Annotated in this window: 22 protein-coding genes; 6 read left to right on the forward strand and 16 right to left on the reverse strand. The window is 46.1% G+C overall.

All coding sequences use genetic code 11. From position 1 onward, the window contains the following. Positions 1-66: 66 nt before the first annotated feature. The 12 genes from L1D55_RS06475 to gspC form a co-directional block, all read right to left on the reverse strand. On the reverse strand, positions 67-846 hold the full coding sequence (locus tag L1D55_RS06475) for a type II secretion system protein N (RefSeq protein ID WP_239916911.1): 780 nt from the start codon (positions 844-846) through the stop codon (positions 67-69). Position 847: 1 nt separating this feature from the next. After that, positions 848-1,336 carry a type II secretion system protein M gene (locus L1D55_RS06480; protein ID WP_171367990.1) on the reverse strand — a complete coding sequence of 163 codons (489 nt, stop codon included), beginning with the start codon at positions 1,334-1,336 and terminating at the stop codon, positions 848-850. Positions 1,337-1,356: 20 nt separating this feature from the next. Then, the gene (gspL, locus tag L1D55_RS06485; protein ID WP_239916912.1) at positions 1,357-2,586 is read right to left on the reverse strand and encodes a type II secretion system protein GspL; all 1,230 of its coding nucleotides are present in this window, start codon (positions 2,584-2,586) and stop codon (positions 1,357-1,359) included. Beyond that, the gene (gspK, locus tag L1D55_RS06490; RefSeq protein ID WP_239916913.1) at positions 2,555-3,604 is read right to left on the reverse strand and encodes a type II secretion system minor pseudopilin GspK; all 1,050 of its coding nucleotides are present in this window, start codon (positions 3,602-3,604) and stop codon (positions 2,555-2,557) included. Before gspK ends, gspL begins: the two co-directional genes overlap by 32 nt. Beyond that, entirely contained in the window at positions 3,588-4,355 is a 768-nt protein-coding gene (gene gspJ, locus L1D55_RS06495; RefSeq protein WP_239916914.1) for a type II secretion system minor pseudopilin GspJ, read from the reverse strand. The genes gspK and gspJ overlap by 17 nt, the downstream gene beginning before the upstream one ends. After that, entirely contained in the window at positions 4,342-4,716 is a 375-nt protein-coding gene (gene gspI / locus L1D55_RS06500; RefSeq protein ID WP_105057736.1) for a type II secretion system minor pseudopilin GspI, read from the reverse strand. Before gspI ends, gspJ begins: the two co-directional genes overlap by 14 nt. After that, positions 4,703-5,296, reverse strand: coding sequence for a type II secretion system minor pseudopilin GspH (gspH, locus tag L1D55_RS06505; RefSeq protein ID WP_239916915.1), 594 nt, complete (start codon positions 5,294-5,296; stop codon positions 4,703-4,705). Before gspH ends, gspI begins: the two co-directional genes overlap by 14 nt. Positions 5,297-5,362: 66 nt before the next feature. Continuing rightward, positions 5,363-5,806 carry a type II secretion system major pseudopilin GspG gene (gene gspG / locus L1D55_RS06510; RefSeq protein ID WP_102421614.1) on the reverse strand — a complete coding sequence of 148 codons (444 nt, stop codon included), beginning with the start codon at positions 5,804-5,806 and terminating at the stop codon, positions 5,363-5,365. Between the two features lie 82 nt (positions 5,807-5,888). Continuing rightward, positions 5,889-7,109 (reverse strand): type II secretion system inner membrane protein GspF, encoded by a 1,221-nt coding sequence (gene gspF, locus L1D55_RS06515; protein WP_239916916.1) that lies wholly within the window; start codon positions 7,107-7,109, stop codon positions 5,889-5,891. Between the two features lies 1 nt (position 7,110). After that, positions 7,111-8,613 (reverse strand): type II secretion system ATPase GspE, encoded by a 1,503-nt coding sequence (gene gspE, locus L1D55_RS06520; RefSeq protein WP_239916917.1) that lies wholly within the window; start codon positions 8,611-8,613, stop codon positions 7,111-7,113. Further along, positions 8,613-10,637: a type II secretion system secretin GspD gene (gene gspD / locus L1D55_RS06525; RefSeq protein ID WP_239916918.1), complete on the reverse strand. Its 2,025-nt coding sequence runs from the start codon at positions 10,635-10,637 to the stop codon at positions 8,613-8,615. The genes gspE and gspD overlap by 1 nt, the downstream gene beginning before the upstream one ends. A gap of 41 nt (positions 10,638-10,678) precedes the next feature. After that, positions 10,679-11,575 carry a type II secretion system protein GspC gene (gene gspC, locus L1D55_RS06530; RefSeq protein WP_128162736.1) on the reverse strand — a complete coding sequence of 299 codons (897 nt, stop codon included), beginning with the start codon at positions 11,573-11,575 and terminating at the stop codon, positions 10,679-10,681. A 315-nt stretch (positions 11,576-11,890) separates the two neighbouring features. Between gspC and hslR the strand changes: the two genes are divergently transcribed. The 4 genes from hslR (at position 11,891) to L1D55_RS06550 (ending at position 17,261) form a co-directional block, all read left to right on the forward strand. Continuing rightward, the gene (hslR, locus tag L1D55_RS06535; protein WP_004741464.1) at positions 11,891-12,277 is read left to right on the forward strand and encodes a ribosome-associated heat shock protein Hsp15; all 387 of its coding nucleotides are present in this window, start codon (positions 11,891-11,893) and stop codon (positions 12,275-12,277) included. Between the two features lie 18 nt (positions 12,278-12,295). Beyond that, on the forward strand, positions 12,296-13,174 hold the full coding sequence (gene hslO / locus L1D55_RS06540) for an Hsp33 family molecular chaperone HslO (RefSeq protein ID WP_239916919.1): 879 nt from the start codon (positions 12,296-12,298) through the stop codon (positions 13,172-13,174). Positions 13,175-13,511: 337 nt separating this feature from the next. After that, positions 13,512-15,137: a phosphoenolpyruvate carboxykinase (ATP) gene (gene pckA / locus L1D55_RS06545; protein WP_239916920.1), complete on the forward strand. Its 1,626-nt coding sequence runs from the start codon at positions 13,512-13,514 to the stop codon at positions 15,135-15,137. A gap of 153 nt (positions 15,138-15,290) precedes the next feature. Continuing rightward, entirely contained in the window at positions 15,291-17,261 is a 1,971-nt protein-coding gene (locus tag L1D55_RS06550; protein ID WP_239916921.1) for an AsmA family protein, read from the forward strand. Positions 17,262-17,305: 44 nt separating this feature from the next. Here the strand turns inward: L1D55_RS06550 and L1D55_RS06555 are convergent, their stop codons facing one another. From L1D55_RS06555 to L1D55_RS06565, 3 genes are read right to left on the reverse strand one after another with little or no spacing between them, the layout of a single operon-like run. Further along, positions 17,306-18,241 carry a bifunctional GNAT family N-acetyltransferase/hotdog fold thioesterase gene (locus L1D55_RS06555; RefSeq protein WP_004741468.1) on the reverse strand — a complete coding sequence of 312 codons (936 nt, stop codon included), beginning with the start codon at positions 18,239-18,241 and terminating at the stop codon, positions 17,306-17,308. Positions 18,242-18,257: 16 nt separating this feature from the next. Continuing rightward, positions 18,258-18,692: a D-aminoacyl-tRNA deacylase gene (gene dtd, locus L1D55_RS06560; protein ID WP_239916922.1), complete on the reverse strand. Its 435-nt coding sequence runs from the start codon at positions 18,690-18,692 to the stop codon at positions 18,258-18,260. Beyond that, positions 18,664-19,617: a virulence factor BrkB family protein gene (locus L1D55_RS06565; RefSeq protein WP_239916923.1), complete on the reverse strand. Its 954-nt coding sequence runs from the start codon at positions 19,615-19,617 to the stop codon at positions 18,664-18,666. The genes dtd and L1D55_RS06565 overlap by 29 nt, the downstream gene beginning before the upstream one ends. 205 nt (positions 19,618-19,822) lie before the next feature. On the opposite strand from L1D55_RS06565, the gene L1D55_RS06570 reads away from it, so the two are divergent. Together L1D55_RS06570 and L1D55_RS06575 are read left to right on the forward strand one after the other, a co-directional pair. Further along, the gene (locus L1D55_RS06570) at positions 19,823-20,464 is read left to right on the forward strand and encodes a DUF2959 domain-containing protein (protein WP_239916924.1); all 642 of its coding nucleotides are present in this window, start codon (positions 19,823-19,825) and stop codon (positions 20,462-20,464) included. A 31-nt stretch (positions 20,465-20,495) separates the two neighbouring features. Further along, on the forward strand, positions 20,496-21,026 hold the full coding sequence (locus L1D55_RS06575; protein ID WP_239916925.1) for an AAA family ATPase: 531 nt from the start codon (positions 20,496-20,498) through the stop codon (positions 21,024-21,026). A gap of 468 nt (positions 21,027-21,494) precedes the next feature. Here L1D55_RS06575 and typA read toward each other — a convergent pair whose 3' ends face one another. Beyond that, positions 21,495-23,330, reverse strand: coding sequence for a translational GTPase TypA (typA, locus tag L1D55_RS06580; RefSeq protein WP_008218470.1), 1,836 nt, complete (start codon positions 23,328-23,330; stop codon positions 21,495-21,497). Positions 23,331-23,704 lie beyond the last annotated feature (374 nt).

Raw genomic sequence — 23,704 nt, forward strand, 5'->3', positions numbered from 1 at the left:
ATAAGGTGCCCATTTTTTATGTCTTGTTATCGAATAACCAGTAGAACTTAGTTATTAAGAAGCTAACTAGAAGCGCCCTTGATAGCTAAACTGGTACTTACCTTGGCTATCTGGATTACCAAGCCATTTCAGCTGACTCTGCATGGCTGGCGGAAATTCTGCTCCCGGTTTAAACCATGCTGCCGAGGTGTAGTTTTGATTTGGTGTGACGCTCGCAGAGAACTCGCTATCCACTTGAACACTCTTCTGAGAGCCTTTGGCTGCCAGTGTATTATCTTCACAAGTGATGTCAGCAATCACAGGCCCTAGGTCCAACGAACCTACTGGTGAATCAACTGCAGCACCAGACCAAGCCACAGTACCTTCTCCAGACTGACACCAAGGTTGAGCGTAAAGCGCATGTTTAATCGTCAGCTCAACCTGTCCAGTCGTTGAAACCGGAACTGGCATCACTGGCGCATACTTCATCACGTTAGCTGCGGGCATTGATGCAACTAAGTTTTCCGCATACGCACCGCTCATGCTGTACCCAACTCGTCCTTTTCCTGACAAATTCATGTCGCTATTGCGACCAAAGCGAACCGCTACTTCAGCTTTAGCTTGGAAGAGTTTAGAGAACTGGAAGTCCCACTGTACTGAACCGTAATTAACGCGCTGCCAGGCGATATTATTGGCGCTGCCCTGCCAAACCGTTCCTTCAACACCTTCAATATTCAAGCCACGCACAGCAGGTGCATGTTTGAGCACAAAAGAGGCCGGTAGATGCAGCAACAGACTAACCGAGAAAAAGACAATAAAGATGCCGCCAAAGAGTAAACCTAACTTCAAAGATAAACCGCGTTTCACATTAACCTCGTTTAAACTGTAGTCGGTTGACCTCAATAACCCCTGGGTTATCGGAGCGATCAATGTCCATAAACTCAACCTCGACACCCTGCTTCTCTTTCAAGTATGTCAGCCAATCTACGAACTGATTAAAAGGCACAGGTTTTACCCAGACTTGCAGCATCTCGCCACGCGGTTGAACTCGAATTAATTCAATCTTGAAACGACGCATAGAAGCTGGCACAGATTGGTTTAAAGGCTGGCTAGCAACAATCCCACCACTGCCTCGCAGCTCCACCACTTCGTTGGCTTTATTAGTTACCCAAGTCAGCAGTTGCTTCTCACTTTGAATACGGCTTTGTGCCATCTCAGCTCGCTGACTAAGCGGCTGCAATAGCCCCCAGTACACGATGCCTACCACCAATAGAATGGAACAACCGATCACTAATCGTTGCTCTCTTTGACTTATTGAAGTCCACCACGCTTGGAGTGGCTCAATCATATTTCTCATCACTGATCTCCTTACGCTGTTTATTGACGGGGTTTAAGGGTAAAACTACCAAATACGGCATCACCATTACGATTCAATGGCCCTTGCTCAACGGTAAACTTCTCTTCAAGTTTCACTCGCGCGGTCTCGAAATGTTGGAAGTCAGAACTTTTCGCTTCCAATCTCACCTCTGAACGGTTGCCGTCGTAGCGAATACTATTCACTTCGATGGCTTTCACTTGTCCTAAAGTTTCTGGCAGTAACGCTAGCCATCCAAGTAAGGAATCACCATCACCCGAGCCACCATATTTCTTAGCTTCGTCATTCATCTGGCGCTTGAGATAGCTAACCGTCGGAATACGTTGCTTACCCGGAAGTACGCTTCTAAAAATACGTTCACTCTCCGTTCGATACGCTGCGGCTTGTGCCTCGAATTGCTGAACCTTCAAGATTTGTTGAGTGACAATTACCGCCACCAGCAAACAAGCTGCAATCGCTACTTTTTGCCATACGCGCCAGTACTTACTGAATGAAGATTTGGTTTTAAAGGTGCCAGTCAGTAAGTTTACGCCGCTTGTGATGGCTTGTTGGCTCAGTAAAGACATCACCAGTTCAGCAGGCTTGGCTTGCCACTCAATGCCACTTTGCTGTTGAACGTCATCACTTGGCAGTGCGGTGTAGCTAAAAATCGTTGGTGACTGCTCTTCATCATCCAAGGCAACCCAATCGCTTTGTAAGAACATCGGTAGCCATGCCTCATTGATCGACACAGCTTGATAGTTGCTTTGACGCAATAACCAATGCTGCTCGATCTGCAGCGCACTGATGCCCAGCTCTTCTAAAGGTAAGGCTAAGGTGTCAGGCAGTACTTTACGAAAGATAATATTGGCTTCGCGGAAGGTATCCAGTGCCTGCTTAAGCCACTCACGCTCAACACCACACACGGTGGCATGGGTTGCGTCTTTATCTAAAATAGTCAGATGTAAGTCTTCGATATCTTGCGCGACTTCGTCTTCTAATAAAAACGGCAGCATAGAATCGAACTGGCGAGCAGCACCTTTCGGGATCTCAACACGCTTAATTAAGCACTCATTTCCCGGCAATAAAGCGATACAACTGCGTTTTTCAGCGTAAGGGGTTAACTCATCCAGCTGCTCCCAGCTAGACAATTCACCACTTGCTATCACTTCTTGTTGGCTTGTCGACCAAACTAACCACTGCACTGGGCTCTGTGGTTCGCTACTCAGTCGAACGGTCAGAAACTCGCTCACTGATTCCTCCAAAACGACGGCGTACCACCGTCACTGTTTCTCGATTACTACTATAGAAAAGCGTTCGTATACGTACACGAGATTGCTCAACTAAAACCTCTGCATCTAGCTCAAAGTAGGCGCTATCTACAGTCAAATATGCTTTTGCTTTTTTGCTGATTTCTGCACTCACCGCGGTAATCGCGCTTTCTGCCATAAAATCATCTACGGTGTTCCACCCATCAAATGGGCGCTTATCAATCAGCTGTTTCGCATCCGACTCACTCAAGCCTGGTGCAAACATCGCTTCCAATAACGGCGCTTGTTGCTCCGTCAATGTATTCACGTTTAGTCGGAAATCATCGGTCGGTAAGGCACACACAAAAGGTCGAACCTTATTCATGACCTCACCAGTCACCTGGTACACCGCTCTCAATTCAGACTCATCTGCCATTAAACCATTTGGCGCAACATAAGGCGGCTTCATCGCCTCATAAGTGCTATCCTCAACACCAGTCGAAGAGGTTGCTCGAGTATCGCTATCGACAAATTCCCAAGTTGAATGCGCGATAACCTCAGCTTGATAAGGCTCAATGTCTTGGTTTTCCAATAAGGTTTGCCAAACCGTCACTAAATACGGTGTCTGGTTGCTGGAAGTGGTTGTCACTCCCGCTAATGCATTGAGATTAAAACAAGATTGCGCGTCAATAATACGCCCTTTAACTTGTCCATAATCTAATGGGTATACCTGTTCTTCCAATGCCCACGGCTGACTTAGGTTGACCGTATCGCTGTCTTTGTAGCTTTGCCTAATACCATCTTGTACTAGCGCTTCTACACCTATGCTATACCAATAAGCTTGTTGGTAATTCAATTGGTTACCAACGCGTTTGAATTGAGTAAACAAGCGTTCCGACATGCTGCCAGCAATGGTTGCCATTATCGCCAGTAACATCAGGATAATGATCAGCGCGACACCACGTTGCTTACGCCCTAGCGCTCGTCTTGATAATGCAAGCTGATTAGTTCGACGCATCATCGTTCCCCTCGCTACTACCTGAAGAGTCACTGTTTGAGTCACCACCAACCTGATTTAGAGTGCCACTTGGTGTGAGATAAATTCGCTCTACCTCACCATAATCTTTTAATGTCAGCTTAAGTCTCATTGCCTTCGGTAGCGACTTATCGGCTTGCCACTCTTTGCCCCAACGCTTTCCGTCGTAGAACTCGAACTCCAAGGCTTCAACATCATCAAGCAATGGGGTAATAACCGCTTCCTGCCCTGCTGGTGTATCTGGGTAACGCCACCACACGCGCTCGAGCGTCTCTTCTTTGAGGCGATAGCCCACTTTCGTCACTTCACCACGAGGAAACTGCTGCTGTGGGTTGTGCCAGCCAAGACGAGTAAACACGATACCAATACTATCGGAATCTAATAAATACTCTTTCACTATAACCAGCTTAGATGATGCTTCTTCACCATCAGTACGAAATTGTCGTACTGCCATCTGGCGAAAATCATTATCTAAGATAACTAAACTGCGCTGTAGTTGATTCAGACGAGCACTACGCTCAGCTGAAAGTTCGTTGCTTCGCTGCACCTGATTCACTACTTGATAGGCCGCCATACTCAGCGTGGCAAAAATAGCAATCGAAACAAGCACCTCAATTAAAGTAAAGCCTCTCCCTTTTGAAGATAGACCTTGTTTGCGAGGCATACTGTTATTTACCGTCATGCTTTTAACTAACCGCATTCTCTTAGTTGACCACACGCTTTTAGTTAACCACATAACTGCGCACCGTAACGACTGGAGAAGCCTGCTTGCTAGTTGCCACACTGACATCAAAAGCTTTTAGCAAATTATCAGCCGTATCGATTGGGGTAACTTTCCAAAACCACTCTCGACCTGCTAGCTCTTGCGTGCCTTGCGTCTTTTTTAGCTTCTCCGGGTGTAACATCACCAAAGCCATTTGATTATCAACAACCATAGCCGCGAAGGTTTTTTCTTCTAAATAACTCAATGTATTGATGTGCTGGGTTACGGCGCGAATCACACTGATCGCCGCAGTAGCAAAGATCGCAAGCGCCACCAACACTTCAAGCAGCGTCATACCACGAGAGCGATAAGGAGAACGGTTATTCCTCTTCATCTTCTTCTCCTGGTTCTAGCAATCGAATCACACCATTATCCGACGCTTTAATGCGCCAGCCATCTTGTATAGTATCGCCAGTATTGGGATAGAAAGAGAGTGTAAATGGTGTCACTTCAGCACTCGACAAGATGTAGATCTGTGGTGGCTTAGGTTTCTTTTCTTCTTCAAGATCAGCAAACATATCTTCATCAAATAGGCTTCCTGGGTTGAATAACCGATCATCGTCTGCCCACGCGCCACCGCCTAAGCTGAGTGATAGTGCGAGCTCTTCCGGTAATTCTGTTGAAGAGGGTATTTTTTCGAATTCGACTTCCTGCCAGCCTTCAGACTTAAGCGTCATCAGAACATAGGTCGATTTCTTTTCATCGATGCGAATGCCAAAATCCAGACCACTCAAAATCGCTTCTTCGCTGAGTAGCTGAACTCGTTGGTAGAAACTTTGAGCGTATTTTTTGGCGACATCTTTACTATTGGTAGGAATGGTCGCAATAACAGCGACCGCCGTTACTGATAGTAATACCAACACCAAAAGAATCTCAATCAAGGTGAAACCTGGCTGTTTGTGCGTAGTTTTCACCTTGCAGACTCCATCTGTTTACGTCCTACCATCAAATAACGGCATCAAGCGACAATAAGCCTAAGCTTACTGAAAATCTTGCATGTTCCAGTTACCGATATCCGCAGCAACACCTTCACCACCTTCTTGTCCATCTGCGCCAAGAGTAAAGATGTCGATAGTGCCGTTATCACCTGGGCTTAGGTATTGGTACTCGTTGCCCCATGGGTCGTTAGGTAGGCGTTTGATGTAGCCACCGTCGCGGTAATTACGAGGCTCTGGGCTGCTTGGCTTAGAAACCAGTGCATCAAGACCTTGATCCGTTGTTGGGTACACGCTGTTATCCAGTTTGTACATATCTAGCGCATTCTCTAGCGCCACAATATCTGTGATGGCTTTCTGTTGGTCAGCCTTCTCTTTGTTACCCAATAGGTTAGGTACAACAAAGCTAGCCAAAACGCCAAGGATAACCACAACCACCATCACCTCTAATAGGGTAAAGCCTGATTGTTTCTTCATTTTATTTTTCATTATTTTCTCCAAAGTACAGACAACGAGTTGAGGGGAATGGTGTCCTTCTTCTCGATAATCCAAAAACGTTCTATGAACAGTATTAGCCGCTCATTAAGTTGTTCATTTCAAGCATTGGCATCAGAGTCGCCATCACAATAAACAGAACCAAACCCGCCATCAAAGCGATAAGTGCCGGGGTAAAAATGCCTAACGCAATATTGACCGTCGACTCAAAGCTTTGGTCTTGGTTATCGGCTGCACGAGTCAGCATCTGCTCTAGTTGACCACTCTGCTCACCACTGGCAATCATGTGCAGCATCATCGGCGGGAAGAGTTTAGTATGATCAAGCGCTTTACGCAGGCTTGCCCCTTCTCTCACGCTATCCGATGCTTGTAACACTTGTTGTTTCACATGGTGGTTCGACATCACGTCAACCGCAACCTTCATCCCCTCAAGGATTGGAATCGCACTTGAAGTACAAATTGAAAGTGTGCGAGCAAAGCGAGAGGTATTAATGCCTTTCGCTATCTTGCCGATCAGCGGGATACTCAATAATTTGCGGTCCCAACTTAGACGCACGCCCGGTCTTTTGAGCGCAGTCTTAATCAACACAATCACACCAATGATCAGCAACAGTAATTGGATGCCCCAATTCTGGATAAATTCACTCGATGCCAATAAAAATTGAGTTGATTGAGGAAGCTCCTGTCCCATCTGAATAATAGGTTCAACAATCTTGGGTACTACCGTTGCTAATAGGAACGAAACAATAGTCACCGCAAACACCACCAGCACAACAGGGTAGATCATCGCTTGTAGCAGCTTAGAGCGCATCTTCTGGCGGTTTTCAGCGTAATCGGCTAATCGTTCTAGTACCGCATCCAAGTGCCCAGATTTCTCACCAGCCGCGACCATGGCTCTAAACAGTTCATCAAAGATGTGGGGGTAATCAGCTAAGCTATCCGCTAGCGAGTAACCTTCCGTTACCTTAGAGCGAACCGCGAGTAGCATAGTACGAATACGAGGCTTTTCAGACTGCTCCGCTACGGCTTTCAAACACTCTTCTAAGGGCATGCCTGATTGCACTAGAGTGGAGATTTGGCGAGTGATCAAAGCAAGGTCTGGCGTGCTGATACCACGCTTAAAGCTAGTCGATGGCTGTGAGCCTTTCGCTATTTTCGCTTTAGCTTCGGTCATCTCGACCGGCATTAAGCCTTGCTCTTTTAAGCGCTGGCGAGCCTGACGAGCGTTATCCGCTTCAATCGAACCCTTTTTACTTTTGCCTTTGGCATCCAGTGCTTTGTATTCAAATGCCGCCATATTAGACTTCCTTGGTCACGCGCATCACTTCTTCTAGAGACGTTATCCCTTTCCGAACTTTGCTCAAGCCATCTTCTCGAATACTTGGGGTTGTGCCACGAATTGCTTTCTCAATCGCTTGTTCGCCGGCTTCACTGTGGATCAGCTCTTGTACCGACTCATCAACCATTAACAACTCATGAATACCAGTACGGCCTCGATAACCTTTGTTGCTGCAATGCTCACACCCTTTGGCATGGTAAAGCGTCAAACTCTCTTTCTTCTTCAAACCAAATAGCTTCTTCTGCTCCTTGTCTGCTTCGTAAGGCTCTTTACAGTCGTTACACAAGGTACGAACCAAGCGCTGCGCTAATACACCAAGCAGTGAAGAGGAGATAAGGAATGGTTCGATACCCATATCACGTAGACGCGTAATGGCACCTACTGCGGTATTGGTATGGAGAGTCGACATCACTAAGTGACCTGTCAAAGAGGCTTGAACAGCAATCTCAGCAGTCTCTAAGTCACGAATCTCACCAATCATTACCACATCCGGGTCTTGACGAAGAATCGCACGTAAACCGCGAGCAAAGGTCATATCCACCTTAGGGTTTACTTGTGTTTGGCCGATACCATCAATATCGAATTCGATTGGATCTTCAACGGTAAGAATGTTGCGTTCGTTGCTGTTCAGCTCTTGCAGGCCTGCATACAAAGTTGTGGATTTACCCGAACCTGTAGGACCCGTTACCAAGATAATGCCATGTGGACGCTGAATCAGTTTACGGAAGTTCTCGTGATTCTCTTCCGTCATACCCAAGCTGTGCAGGTCTAGGCGAGTCGCGTTTTTATCCAACAGACGCATTACCACACGCTCACCGTGTGATGAAGGCATGGTAGATACACGAACGTCGACGGCTCGGCCACCAATACGCAGTGAAATACGACCATCTTGTGGCACGCGTTTTTCCGCAATATCTAACTTCGCCATAACCTTTACACGCGACACGAGCAGCGGCGCAAGTTTACGGCTTGGTGCAAGAACATCACGTAATACACCATCAATACGGAAGCGGATCGAAAGCGACTTCTCAAAGGTCTCGATATGGATATCCGAAGCACCTTCTTTGATCGCCTCGCCCAACATCGCGTTGATAAGCTTGATGATTGGCGCGTCATCTTCTGACTCAAGTAAGTCTTCATCTTGTGGCAGCTCTTCTGCCAATGAGAAGAAGTCATCACTGTCGGCGCCGATATCTTCCATCAACTGACGAGCTTCTGAAGAGTCGCGCTGGTAAGCATCGGTTAGCTTCTTATCAAATTCATCTGCAGTGATCGCTTGTGGTGTAAAACCATTTTTCACCACACGACTCACCTCGATGATCGCCGTCGATTTCAGTGGTTCAACGTAATACAGCGTCGGTGCGTGTTCTGGGTGCTGATACTCGAGCACCATCTTGTAACGGTTCGCAAAGCTAAACGGCAAGCGCTGATAAGTTCGTGCCGCCCCTACCAATTCAGCCATTATTCTGTTTCCATCTGATCAATGAAGGCTTGAAGTTCAGCCGGGTAATTCATGCTTTCGCCAAATTTAGGCAGTACTGGAATATTATCGTCATCCATCAACTTCAGGCCCTGCTCTGACTTATACAGCTGTTCAGCACGGATGAAATTGTATTTACGCTGAGTGATACCATCGGCTGTCATACCATCACGAATGATGGTTGGCTTGATGAATACCATTAGATTCTTTTTCTCAACCTGAGTACTAGTTGATTTGAATAGATGACCAAGCACTGGGATATCACCTAAGAATGGCACCTTAGATTCACTCTCTAATGCACGCTCATCAATTAGACCACCAAGAACCAGCATTTGACCGTCTTGAACAATCACTGACGTATTTAGCTGACGCTTAGCAAAACGAACATCGACCGCGCCGTTCGCGCCCAATACGTTTGACACCTCTTGCTCAATATTCAACTGAACTGAGTCGCCTTCGTTGATTTGTGGAACCACTTTAAGCTTGATACCAACTTCTTTACGCTCAACCGTTTGGAATGGGTTGTCGTTGCTTGAGCCCGCCGTCGAGCCAGTAAGAACCGGTACTTCTTCACCAACGATAAACGACGCTTCACCGTTGTCCATGACGGTAATGCTCGGAGAAGATAGGATATTTGAGTTTGAATCAGTCGCAACTGCGCTAATCAAGGCAGTCCAGTCGCCCATCACCACACTCATCGCGGCACCGTTCACGCCAGAAAGAGCAGTAGCTAATGTCGAGTAGTCACCCTGCTCTGTCGTGGTTTCATTACGTAGGAACTTACCGTTCTCATCATATACAGCGGTTGTTGTCTCGGTGTCTTTAGCTTCTTCTAAGCCAACCATAACTCCACCAATCGAAGCACCAGTGTTGCTGTATTGAATCATGGCACCCGTTTCTAGGTTACCCCATTGCACGCCAAGGTTAACGCCATCGCCTTCTGCCATTTCGACAATCAAGGCTTCAATCAATACTTGAGCACGACGGATATCAAGTTGAGCAATCACATCTTGTAGTGCGTTCATGATATCTGGCTGTGCGGTAATCACTAACGAGTTGGTATCGCTGTGCGCCGAAATCACGACTTTATCGCGTTGAGATGAGCTGCCTTTGGTTGAAGTTTGCTTTTCTGATTGCAGATTGTCCGACACACCTTTCAGTACATCGACTAAATCTTCTGCTTTTGCATATTTAAGATAGATAACTTGGTTGTTGCCCTTGGTTGCCATCTCGACATCAAGTTGCTCAATCAGTTTTCTTAAACGACTGCGAACTTTAGGGTCACCAGAGATAAGAATCGCATTGGTACGCTCGTCGGCCACCAACTTAGGTTGTAGAAACGCTGGTGTGTTTTTCGCATCGGTGGTTTTATTCAGTGCATCAACAATACGCACCATTTCCGCGGCTGAAGCGTTCTTTAGTTCAACCACTTCAATCTCTTTATCACCGGCTTGGTCAACGCGTTTGATAATTTCAGCTAAGCGATTTACGACTGCCGCTCGACCAGTAATTAGGATGATATTGGCTGGGTCGTAGTGAACAACATTACCCGCACCCGCATTGTCGTTCAGTTGGCGAAGCAGAGGAGAAAGTTCACGAACCGAAACATTGCGAACTGTCACAACGCGAGTGACTACGCTGTCGCCGGCGATCGAGTCACGATCGCCCACAACAGGAATTGCAGAAGTCTTAGAATCCTTAGCCTTAATGATCTTCAGAACACCAGAGTCCATTTCGACGACGGCATAGCCGTAAACCTCTAAGACGTTTAGGAAGAAGCTGTAATATTGCTCTTCATTGAGCACGTCATAGCTACGCACATCAATTTTTCCGCGCACCGATGGGTCAACGATGATCGTTTTCTCAAGGTTACGGCCAACAATATTAATAAACTCTTGAATATCAGTGCCTTTAAAGCTGGCACTAAAATCATTAGCGATGGCTGCGGGTGTGCAGATTAAGCTTCCTGCCAGTAACCATGCACTTTTCTTAAACCAATGCTTCACGTACTTCTCCTACACTTTCGTCTTTCATTAGACGCAAAGTTTTAAAATTCAATAAACACTTCATGTTGTTGCCCATCCCTCTCGACGACCAGGTTTAATTCTGTCAGTTCTGAGATTGAACGGAATATGTTGCCCATAGCGGCTGGGTCTGTCAGGTCTTGACCATTTAACTGAGTCGCAATATCTCCGTTTTGGAGCCCAACAGAGTTAAAAAGTTCTGAATCTTTGCCAGGGCTCACACGATAACCAATCACACTGTCGTCACGCTTCACCTGAGATAAGCGAACATATTGGAAGATTTGTTGTGGATCTTTCATTATCTTCGCTTTAATTTCATCGAGCTTCTCTTCTGCAGAAGCTGGGTTGTTACCACGCACTGAAGAAGAAGCGCGGCGTGGTGCGGGTTCAGATACAGCCAGACGCTTATACTCGATGCCTTCCAGCATCAGGGTTTCATCTCGACCTGAGTTATCAATGATCACGCGGTCAATTAATACGGCTTTAAGTTTGGCTCTGGTGCCTTCTATCTGTTCATTAATCCCGTAAGTCGCTTGCGTACCACGGTTGGCAATCACCGCTAAGCTCAATTCTGGGTTAGAACTGGCAACCGCACCCACTAACACTAAGTTAAGGCGAGTCTTAGGCGCATCCTGAATCACTTGTTGTTCAACCACTGCAGGCTTGCTTGGGTTGTAAGCGCCAAACATGTTGCTCTTTTGCAAAGAAGAGATGTCTAAGGTTGATTGAGGAGTCGCAGACGATGAAACTGTTGCTTTCCAAGGCACGACGGTTTGCTCAGCCGGTTCAATAAACCAGACAAGCTGCCCTAAAATCCATGCAGAGGCTGCAATAAGCACACAACAAATAGCGAGGCTCAGTTTCTGCTGAAGCACAAATCCATTATCTAATAAGCGGCTCAGCAGCGGGGAATTCCCCATACGACTTTTGAGCTCTAAAAAGTTCACTTTAACTGACCCATCCATAACTAAGAAAACTGTAACTTACTAAACTTTCAGCTTTTTATGCTTAAATTCTGTCCATGCTTTTTTGAAAGCATAATATCTCAAACTATATCATAGACAATCTATAAATCTTCATTACCTAAGCTATTTTGTAATCTTCCTTGAAAAAAAAGCACGTTGCCTCCACATAAGCTTCTAACAAATGCGATAAGCATCATCAAATAAAACAAGTCGCATAGTGTTGATAACTGTTCAATGCTACTCACTTCTCACTAAAAAGGCACAGCCTATATGAAAACTTCTAATGAAGCTGTCAGACTCGATAAATGGTTGTGGGCAGCGCGCTTTTACAAAACTCGCTCTATTGCTCGCAATATGGTCGATGGTGGTAAAGTCCACTATAATGGTCAGCGCAGCAAGCCAAGTAAGATTGTCGAACTTGGGGCAGTTATTACACTGCGCCAAGGTAATGAAGAAAAGACGGTAACGATCGAGAAAATTTCAGCCCACCGTGGCGGAGCGCCGATCGCTCAAACCCTCTATGAAGAAACCACCGAGAGCTTGGCAAAACGAGAAGAGTTTGCGAAACAACGCAAGCTACACGCACACAACCCAGCTCCAGAGCGTCGCCCTGATAAAAAGCAACGTCGTGACATCATCAAGTTCAAGCATCAATAAGCTAGAAGGAATAGCCAAATGGCAAACAATGTTTTAAATCGCTACCTATTTGAAGACCTATCAGTACGTGGTGAATTGGTACAAATGGATGAAGCGTACCAACAGATTATTTCTAGCAAGGAATACCCAGCTCCAGTACAAAAGCTGCTGGGTGAGCTATTGGTTTCAACCACGCTACTGACTGCGACCCTAAAATTTGAAGGCTCTATCACTATGCAGCTGCAAGGTGATGGCCCAGTATCTCTAGCAGTTATCAATGGCGACCATAACCAAAAGATCCGTGGTGTTGCTCGTTTTGAAGGTGATATTGCCGACGATGCTGGCCTACACGACCTAATGGGCAAAGGCCACCTAGTGATCACTATCGATCCTAAGAAAGGCGAACGCTACCAAGGTATCGTTGGTCTTGAAGGCGACACACTAGCTCAAGTACTTGAAGGTTACTTCGCGAACTCTGAGCAGCTTAAGACTCGTCTATGGCTACGCACTGGTGAGCACGAAGGCAAAGCACACGCTGCTGGTATGTTGCTACAAGTTATGCCTGACGGCACTGGTACTCCAAATGACTTTGAGCACCTAGAGCAGCTAACAGACACAGTGAAAAACGAAGAGCTATTCTCTCTAGAAGCAAACGAACTGCTTTACCGTTTGTACAACCAAGAGAAAGTACAACTTTTCACACCACAGCCAGTTGAATTCTTCTGTGGTTGTTCTCGTGAACGCAGCGCTGCAGCAATCATTACCATTGCTCAAGAAGAGATTTACGACATCCTAAGCACTGAAGGTAGCGTCGCTCTTCACTGTGATTACTGTGGTACGAACTACTCGTTCGACAAGAACGATGTTGATGCACTGTATGCAGAAGCAGCAGATAAAGGCAGCAATACGGTTCATTAATTTACGTCGTACCAAAAACACGTAATTTACCCCAAAAAGGTCAGCACTAAGCTGGCCTTTTTTGTGATCAAAATAGCGCAAACTTCGTAACATCTCGTAATAAAATCACTGCTTAATTTTAATCAATTAATAATGTTCCCGCCCCTAGCGCAAAGGTTTGCGTACAGGATAGACTAGTTAGGCCAATATGTGACGAGACACTTAAAACCCCACGGTTAATATGGATATTTTTTGAGCTGTATCCCTGTTTCCCCCGAGTCTCGTTGCTAGCATGGTGAGCAGATAACAATAAAAAATTAATACAAAATCCCTACAAAATATCCTACAAGGAGCACCTATGACCGTTATGGAACATACTAAGGCTGCACAAATTGATCTAACTAAGCACGGACTTACTGGCGTTACCGAAGTTCTTCGCAATCCTAGCTATGAGCAGTTATTCGTTGAAGAAACACTGCCAGGTTTGGAAGGCTACGAAAAAGGCGTAGTAACGGAACTAGGTGCTGTTGCTGTTGACACTGGTATCTTTACTGGCCGCTCACCGAAAGATAAGTACATTGTTAAAGATGACACGACCCGCGATACCATGTGGTGGTCAGATCAAGGCAAAAACGATAACAAACCGATCACAACTGAAGTATGGAATGAGCTGAAAGAGCTTGTAACAACTCAGCTATCTGGCAAGCGCCTGTTTGTCATCGACGGTTACTGTGGTGCTAACCCTGATACACGCTTAAGTGTACGTATTATCACTGAAGTCGCGTGGCAAGCGCACTTCGTTAAGAACATGTTCATTCGTCCTACCGACGAAGAGCTAGCAACGTTCGAACCTGATTTCGTGGTAATGAACGGTGCTAAAACAACTAACCCTAACTGGGAAAAACAGGGCCTAAACTCTGAGAACTTCGTAGCATTCAACCTAACAGAGCGTGTTCAAATCATCGGTGGTACTTGGTACGGCGGTGAGATGAAGAAAGGCATGTTCGCAATGATGAACTACCTACTTCCTCTGCAAGGTATCGCTTCAATGCACTGTAGTGCAAACGTCGGCGAAAAAGGTGATGTAGCGGTATTCTTCGGTCTATCTGGTACAGGTAAAACAACGCTATCAACAGACCCTAAACGTGAACTAATCGGTGACGATGAGCACGGCTGGGATGACGACGGTATCTTCAACTTTGAAGGCGGTTGTTACGCGAAGACGATCCGTCTATCTAAGGAAGCAGAACCAGAAATCTACAATGCAATCCGTCGTGATGCACTGTTAGAAAACGTAACGGTTCGTGGCGATGGTTCTATCGATTTTGATGACGGTTCTAAAACAGAAAACACTCGTGTTTCTTACCCGATTCACCACATCGACAACATCGTTAAGCCAGTATCAAAAGCAGGTCACGCTCAAAAGGTTATCTTCCTGACTGCTGATGCATTTGGTGTATTACCACCAGTTTCTAAACTGACTCCAGAGCAAACGAAGTACCACTTCCTATCTGGTTTCACAGCGAAACTAGCAGGTACAGAGCGCGGTATCACAGAGCCGACTCCAACCTTCTCTGCAGCATTTGGCGCGGCGTTCCTAACGCTTCACCCAACTCAGTACGCTGAAGTACTTGTGAAACGCATGGAAGCAGCAGGCGCTGAAGCTTACCTAGTAAACACAGGTTGGAACGGTACTGGCAAACGTATCTCTATCCAAGATACGCGTGGCATCATCGACGCTATCCTAGATGGTTCTATCGACAAGGCTGAGACTAAGGTTATCCCTATGTTCAACCTAGAAGTGCCTCTAGCGCTGCACGATGTTGACCCTGCGATCCTAGATCCACGCGACACGTACACAGACCCACTACAATGGGAAAGCAAAGCGAAAGATCTAGCAGAGCGCTTCATCAACAACTTTGATAAGTACACTGACAACGCTGAAGGTAAGTCACTGGTTGCGGCTGGTCCACAACTAAACTAATCCAAGCATCTGCTCGGGCTAAGCCAAAAGCGAACGCCCATTTAAAACGATATTTTTGTAGCAAGCCCCTCTTTTGAGGGGCTTTTTTGTTGATGCTTGTCCCTTTTTGTTCCACTCTGTTTTAAGACTATTGAAATGTAAGGCTTTCAAGGAATGAAAAAGGTATTCATGGTGTTCGGCATTGTGTTGGCTATCGCCGTTGCGGTTATCGCAGCGTTGCTATTAAGCCTACAGACTCAATACCGGGCGGATGTTGCTAACTTTCTTATCAAGCACACGGTTGACCAACCGGTGGTCATTGAAGATGTCGAGTATCAAGCGCCTTATCACATCACCCTAATGGGAATCACCCATACCCAACCAGAAAAGCAACCACCTCTGTATATCGATAAGGTCGATCTTTGGTTCAGCCCTGACTCTCTCATTGAAGCCAAACTCGTCTTAGACTCTGTATTAATCAGTGGTATCCAGTTGGAAGCGAACGATCTAGAAACGCTCTCACCACTGTTAAACGAGCAAAGCCTCAAGCTCCGCCAGTTGGCGATCAATAATCTGGATTTTTCGACCAACAGCTTTAATGTGCGGGGCATCGATCTGCAGATCGCCGAGCCAACCTTTAGCAATAGTCAAACACTGCTGCCTTATGGCAAAACCCAACTTTCCGCTTCGCAACTCTATTGGCAAGGTGAAGCCTTCGATAACCTTCTAATCGACCTTGACCTTAAACCGAGCGACAGCACACTTTATGGCGCCTCGTTTGAGTGGCGCGGTGCCAAGATTTCAGGGCAAGCAGAACAATATAAACATGATTGGTCACTAGTGAATGTCACTGTAGATGGCTTACGCCTCAACCAGCAGCAAAGTCAGAGCCTATTAAGCAAAGAATGGGATGTGGCGGGCATTCATATCAACCATATCAACAGCTTAGATATTTTACGTAGCGACATCGAATGGCCAAGCGGGCACCTTGCGGCCTTTGACGCTTCACTAGAAAACATCAAATTGCCTTTCGAGCTTTGGCGACAACAGAAAGCGCTTTTCTCGCTGCAAGCCGAAGGGGTCACTGTTGATGATGACATCTTCATCGAGCCAAATATCAAGCTAAGCCTAGAGCCAAACCAGATACTGATTGAAGATTTCTATACTCAATTTCTGCAAGGCACCGTTCAGCTCAATGGTGAGGTCACCCCTAGCAGCATTAGATTGGCGCAGCTCGACTTGCAAGGCATTAAATGGGTCACGGAAAGCCAAAATAAAACACAGCCAGTAGCGCGCCTCTCACCCTGGCTTAAAGAGCTTCAACAAGCCTCTATAGAACGATTGAATGTAGAACGCACCCAGCTCATACAACTTGCACAAAAGCCTTACTGGCAAGTCTCTGGGCTGCACATTGAAGGACACCAAGTTCAACTGCTTCAGGATAGAAAGCTAGGATTGTGGCAAGGAGAACTGATGGCCAGCGCAAACGATGCCAGCTACCAAAGCATTCTCAGCGCTCAACCTGTGATTGAGATGAACAGTGACCAAGGAAAATGGACACTCACACGCCTGTTTGCCCCCCTAAAGCAAGGGTATATCGAAGCCAATGCGACACTCGATTTTAACCAAATCAGTAAGCCGTGGAGCATCGACATCTCAGCGGATGGCTTACCTATCTCGCCAATACTGCAGCAACTCGACTTACCACTCGATGCCACAGGCTATGGTGAATTTGAACTGCAAGCTTCTGGCCTATATGGCGATTCACTGATGTTGGGCTATTCAACCACCGGCCAACTTAAAGGCAGCGTTCGTCAGGGTGTGATGACCTTTAACGATACGCTTTCTGAAACCTCGACCGATAACGTGTTTGAAATCCTTGAATTCAACGCGAGTTTTGACCGTGGTCGCTTCACGCTTCAACCGATGCACATTATTGGTGCATCCGCTGCAGAGGAAGGTTCACAGAGAGTTCAAACTTTGAATGGCGAAGTTTCTGGAGAGCTAGACCTGCTTAAAACGAAGCAACACACTCTCTCAATTATGCTGTCTGACCCATGTAACCAAATCTCTGGCAAGCTTGATCAATCGGAGTACACAGCGATTAATGACTGCCAACAAAAAAGCGCCACTCCACAGGAGTAGCGCTTTCAATCCATAACTCAACCTATCATAAAGCGGGCGTGAAGTTATTCGCTCACCTTGCTGTCACTTGATAGGATCTTCTTATAGTCAGGGATCAGCATGTAGGTGCCAGTAAACTCTACTGCTTCCACGTCCCCGCTGTGGATGGTCACGTGAATAATGATACGTGCCTTTCTTCCTGATGCGAGGCGATCCAAGTCACCACTGATACCATCTAAAGAAGTAGAGGCTACAGGGTTTTGCTCCACAGGATGGCGATAACGAATATTACTGTCTGCTAGAACAATATCGCCCGTCAGACCGCGCTCTTTCATCAATAGCCACGTCATACCCCAACCTGTCAGTGTTGCTAGCGTAAAAGCAGAGCCTGCAAACATGGTGTTGTGTGGGTTCAGATTCGGGTTTAGCTGAGCACTACACTCGAACTGATAACCTGTGTACTGGTTTATCTTGATGCCCATCTTATCGCTGATAGGGATCTGGTGTTCCCAACGCTGCTGAAGCTCATTACACCATTCAGGCTTGCGCAGAACATCTGCCATTGGATCAAGCGGCTTCACCATCTGTTGGTGACGAACAGGACCACGTTGGTCGTTAATCTCACCGCGACGCTCAAAGCTGTTCTTCTCATAGAAAGAGATCGCATCTTCACGTGCGTTACACACTAGGCGCTTAGCGCCCTCTTGGCGAGCCAGCGACTCTAGTGCGACTAAAATCAATGAGCCCATGCCTTTGCTACGGCGAGAGTTTTTTACCGCCATGTAGCGGATCTGACCTTCGAGATCTGGGGTGATATACAGACGACCAATCGCCATCGGACGGCCTCGGCCATCCACAATCATGCGATGGTGACTCATGCCATCGTATTCGTCACGCTCGGAACCCACTGGCATTCGCCAAGGTTCACGTAACATCTGCCAACGAAAATGGTAATACTTGTTCAGTTGATTTTCGGTGGTTGGGGTTATGAGTTTAAACATGCTTATTCCTTTAAGCTTAAACCTGCAGCCAGAATGTTACTGGACCATCATTAACCAGAGCCACTTTCATGTCGGCTGCAAATCGACCACGTTCCGTTGGCAATACTGATTCACATTGGTCAGAGAAATAATTGTAAAGACGCTCGGCATCTTCTGGGTGAGCGCCACGAGAAAAACCAGCTCGTGTACCTTTTTTGGTATCGGCTGGCAGTGTGAATTGAGAAACCACTAATACCTTGCCATTCACCTGTTTCACGTTGAGGTTCATTTTATCGTCTTCATCTCCAAAGACACGATAAGTCGTCACTCGTTCCATCAAACGTTTCGCTTTGGCTTCGTCGTCACCTTTTTCCACGCCTAATAGTACTAATAAGCCTTGTTCAATCTCACCAACTACTTCGCCATCAACACGGACGGCAGCTTCACTTACTCTCTGAATCAGTGCTATCACTGTTGTTTCCTTGCTCTGTGATTTTGTCGTTATCCGTGGAGTGTACCATTATTTTTTGCGTCTCACTCCACTCTTCCTTCTCACCGAGCGCTGCCGTCACCTCAGCCCCCACCAGCACTATCAACCAGCATAAATAAACCCAAACAAACAGAATCGGGATAGCCGCTAATGCGCCATAGATTACCTGATATGAAGGGAACTGAGTGATGTAAGCAGCGAAGCCTTTCTTACTGAGTTCGAACAGTAATGCCGCCACCAAAGAGCCAGCAGCTGCATGAGAAAAATGGATTTTCTTATTGGGTACCAATAGGTATAAACCAAAGAACGCAAAGAACGCAAAGAAAGAGAGAATCAGAGGGAGTTTGCGAATCAGAGTATTAAAAGCACCAGACACCACTTCGTTTTGTAGCAAGCTTAATGATGTCACATATGAGGTGGCTGCAATGCTCGCCCCAACCAAGATTGGCCCGAGAGTGAGCACCATCCAGTACATAGAGAAAGACAGCACTGCACGTCGCTTCTCGGTAACACGCCAGATGTAATTTAGGTTCTTATCGATGTTAGAGATTAGCATCAACGCGGCGATAAATAAGAACACACTACCAACCGCCGTCATCTTGCCGGTATTGGCAACGAACTCCAACAAGGCGCCGTGTACCGCATCCCCTGACGCTGGAACAAAGTTAGTAATAATAAAGTTTTGAATCACAATACCCACATCTGCGAACACGGAAAATGATGACAAGATAGAGAGCAAAACCGTCAACATGGGTACGATTGAAAGCAAGGTAATGTACGCCAAATAGCCCGCATTCACATTGACTCGGTCATGCGTCATACGTGCTAAAAGGTAGCGAAAATACTGGATACTAAGTATGCCGACCTTTGTTATCTTCAACTTGTAACTCCCTGGTAACTCGTTCATAGTTCTAATTAATATTCCGACATATCAATCACAGTGAATAAATGTTCAAAAATAGCGTAGGAAAAATGCTTGAGAACAAGGCAGAATTTTTTGATAAGTAGTTATTCTACAATCAAAAGTTCTAACGCCGTTATCAAGTATTTTAACAAGCTAGGTTGAGCGGTTATTTACTACGATTGATATTATTTAACTATAGGAAACAAGGATGCCTTATTTAATAGTTATAGTCCTCTCTATTTTTACTCTTACTGGATGCCAATCCGCCTATTACTCTGCAATGGAGCAAGTGGGCTATCACAAACGTGACATCATGGTCGACAGAGTAGAAGATGCAAAAGAGTCGCAGCAGGGTGCTCAGGAAGAATTTACCAGCGCACTTGAAGCACTCAGCAGCCTGACTAATTTCAGTGGCGGCGATCTAGAAGACATGTACAACAAGATAAACGATAAATACCAAGACAGCGAAAAAGCGGCGCAAAATGTGACTGACCGAATCGCTGCGATTGAAGATGTGTCTGATGCGCTGTTTGAAGAGTGGCAAGCCGAGCTCGACCTCTACACCAGTGACTCCCTACGTCGTTCTAGTGAGCAAAAACTGCGTGAAACTAAATCGTCTTACCAAACCATGCTGTCAGCCATGAAGCGCGCTGAGAAGAAGATGGACCCAGTACTCAATACTCTGCGCGATAACACCCTTTATCTGAAACACAACCTCAATGCGAGTGCGGTTGGCTCACTGCAAGGTGAGTTTATGAGTCTAGAAAAAGACATCGCGTACGCGATCAAACAGATGAATGCAGCGATTGCTGAGTCGGATAAGTTCCTTGCTCAACTCAATCAGAAGTAACGCCTAAAAAGACAAAACAAGATAAGCCCGTATGACTCCAATCATTATAACTGGCGGCCCTGGCGCCGGAAAAACCACACTGATTAATGCGTTGGCTGATGCGGGTTACCCCACCTTCGCAGAGTCCTCTCGTCAGTTAATAGAACAGCAAAGTCAGCTTGAAGACGGTATCTTACCTTGGGTAGATCTTCCCGGCTTTGCTGAGCTTTGTCTAGGTGTGATGGGCGAGCAAAAAGACCAAGCCAATCAACATCCGATTGCCTTTCTCGATCGCGCCATTCCCGACATTTGTGGCTATTTGGCTCAGGCTAACCTAGAGATAGATGCGACCTACCGAGAAGCAAGCCAAGGCTATCACTCACAAGTCTTATTCTGCCGCCCAGAGACTTCGATCTATGTTCAAGATGAAGTGCGCCCTTATCCCTTTGAAGAAGCATTAGAGATTCACCACGCGCTGGTTAGTGTCTATCAAGAGCTTGGTTATGAGGTAGTTGAAGTGCCGTTTATGTCGGTCGCTGAGCGAGTGCAGTACGTTGAGAGCCTCCTAGGAATCAAAAGCTAGATTCATGATATCTCGTTCCTCAATTCTGGAATGACGATTCGATGACAGGAAATGGATAAAAGAGAGCGGACACCGAAGATACTGACACTCTTAGTATCTAGCTATCTCCAGTCTAAACACGCTCTTCGTATAACGCATCCCGCTTATTCGTAACCACCAAACAGACTCCCGTCATTCCCTACAGCGAGGCACGAGCGTGATAGGGAATCTCTGCCATACCATAAAAAGATTCCTGATATCTCGTTCCTCGATTCTGGAATGACGATTCGATGGCAGGAAATGGATAACAGAGAACGGGCACCAAAGGTACTGACCCTCTTAGTACCTAGCTATTTCCAGTCTAAACACGCTCTTCGTATCCCGCATCTCGTGCACTCGTATCTTAGCTAACTAAAAAACAAAAGCCCTGAGCAGCTTGGCTACTCAGGGCTTTCTTATTTATTTAGCTAGAAGCTAGTCGGCGAGCAATTAAGCTTTAGCTGGACGTGCTGCACGCTTACGTTCGTTTTCAGTAAGAAGCTTCTTACGGATACGAATGTTTTCTGGCGTTACTTCTACTAGTTCGTCTTCGTCGATGAACTCAAGAGCTTGCTCTAGAGTGTGACGGATAGGTGGCGAAAGAACCTGTGCTTCATCAGTACCAGATGCACGAACGTTCGTTAGTTGCTTACCTTTCAGACAGTTTACTGTCAGGTCGTTTGAACGGTTGTGAATACCGATGATTTGACCTTCGTATACTTCGTCCGCGTGCTCAGCGAATAGACGACCACGTTCTTGTAGGTTGAATAGTGCGTAAGTCAGAGCTTTACCTGTTGCGTTCGAGATTAGAACACCGTTGTTACGTTGACCAATTACGCCACCTTTGTGTGGACCGTAGTGATCGAACGTGTGGTAAAGAAGACCAGAACCAGACGTTAGCGTTAGGAACTCAGTTTGGAAACCGATAAGGCCACGAGAAGGCATCATGAAGTCCATGCGAACACGGCCTTTGCCATCTGGAGACATATCAGTTAGCTCACCTTTACGTAGACCGATGTTTTCCATGATGCCACCTTGGTGCTCTTCAAGCACGTCGATAGTCACAGTTTCAAACGGTTCTGTTAGGTTGCCATCTTCATCTTTCTTGATGATTACTTCTGGACGAGATACTGCTAGCTCGAAGCCTTCACGACGCATGTTCTCGATCAGGATAGAAAGGTGAAGTTCACCACGACCAGATACACGGAAACGATCTGGATCGTCTGTTTGTTCAACACGTAGTGCTACGTTGTGTACTAGTTCTTTCTCTAGACGCTCGAGGATGTTACGTGAAGTAACGAACTTACCTTCTTTACCCGCGAACGGAGAAGTGTTTACTTGGAACGTCATTGTTACTGTTGGTTCATCAACAGAAAGCGGAGTCATCGCTTCAACGTTGTTCACGTCACAGATAGTGTCAGAGATTTTAAGCTCACCAAGACCAGTGATTGCAATGATGTCACCAGCGTTAGCTTGTTCAACTTCGTGACGGTCAAGGCCTAGGTAGCCTAGTACAGTACCTACTTTACCGTTACGCTTCTTACCGTCAGCGCCGATGATAGATACTTGTTGGTTTGGCTTAACAGAACCACGAGTAACACGTGCAACACCGATAACACCTACGTAAGAGCTGTAATCTAGTTGAGAAACTTGCATTTGTAGTGGACCGTCAAGGTCAACAGCTGGCGCGTCTACTGTATCAACAACAGCTTGGAACAGTGGTTCCATGTCTGTGCCAGTTTCGCCTTCAGTCATTGTTGCCCAACCGTTTAGAGCTGAAGCGTAAACAACTGTGAAGTCTAGTTGCTCATCAGTCGCACCTAGGTTGTCGAAAAGGTCGAATACTTGATCCATAACCCAATCAGGACGAGCGCCTGGGCGGTCAATCTTGTTGATTACAACGATTGGCTTAAGACCGTGTGCGAATGCTTTTTGCGTTACGAAACGAGTTTGAGGCATTGGGCCGTCAACTGCGTCAACGATCAGTAGAACAGAGTCAACCATAGACATGATACGCTCAACTTCACCACCGAAGTCCGCGTGTCCCGGGGTATCTACGATGTTGATGCGGTAATCATTCCAGTTGATTGCTGTGTTCTTAGCAAGAATGGTAATGCCACGCTCTTTTTCGATGTCATTCGAATCCATGACACGCTCTTCAGCTTCACCACGAGACTCTAGAGTGCCTGACTGTTGTAGCAGTTTATCAACCAAAGTCGTTTTACCGTGGTCAACGTGCGCGATGATCGCGATATTTCTTAACTTATCAATCTGTGGAGTAGACATGGATTCTCGATTCACTCATAAAAGTAGCCGCAAATGACCTCTGAAAATAGAGGAAATGCCACTAGCTTGATTAAAAAAACGGTCAATAATATACCAGATTCTAGACAAAAACCCAGAAATATGTGATCTGAACCAAGGCTTTTTTCTTAGTTAGCGATTCACATTGGCTTAACTTTGATTCAGTACAGTGTTGGCTAGCAAAATCTGTAGGATTCTAAAAAGTCTCGTACGCGAGTAACTCGCCAAAACTCCGGCTAAATAACAAAAGTGGATTGACAATGTCTGCAATTCATTGCTGAATGGTGTTCGCTTTTGTCTCATATTGGTGCATCGACAAACAAGCGCACCAATATAGTGCAACCAAAGATCATTTT

Origin of the sequence: Vibrio sp. Isolate22 (genome assembly GCF_022398115.1) — a bacterium.
GTDB lineage: Bacteria > Pseudomonadota > Gammaproteobacteria > Enterobacterales > Vibrionaceae > Vibrio.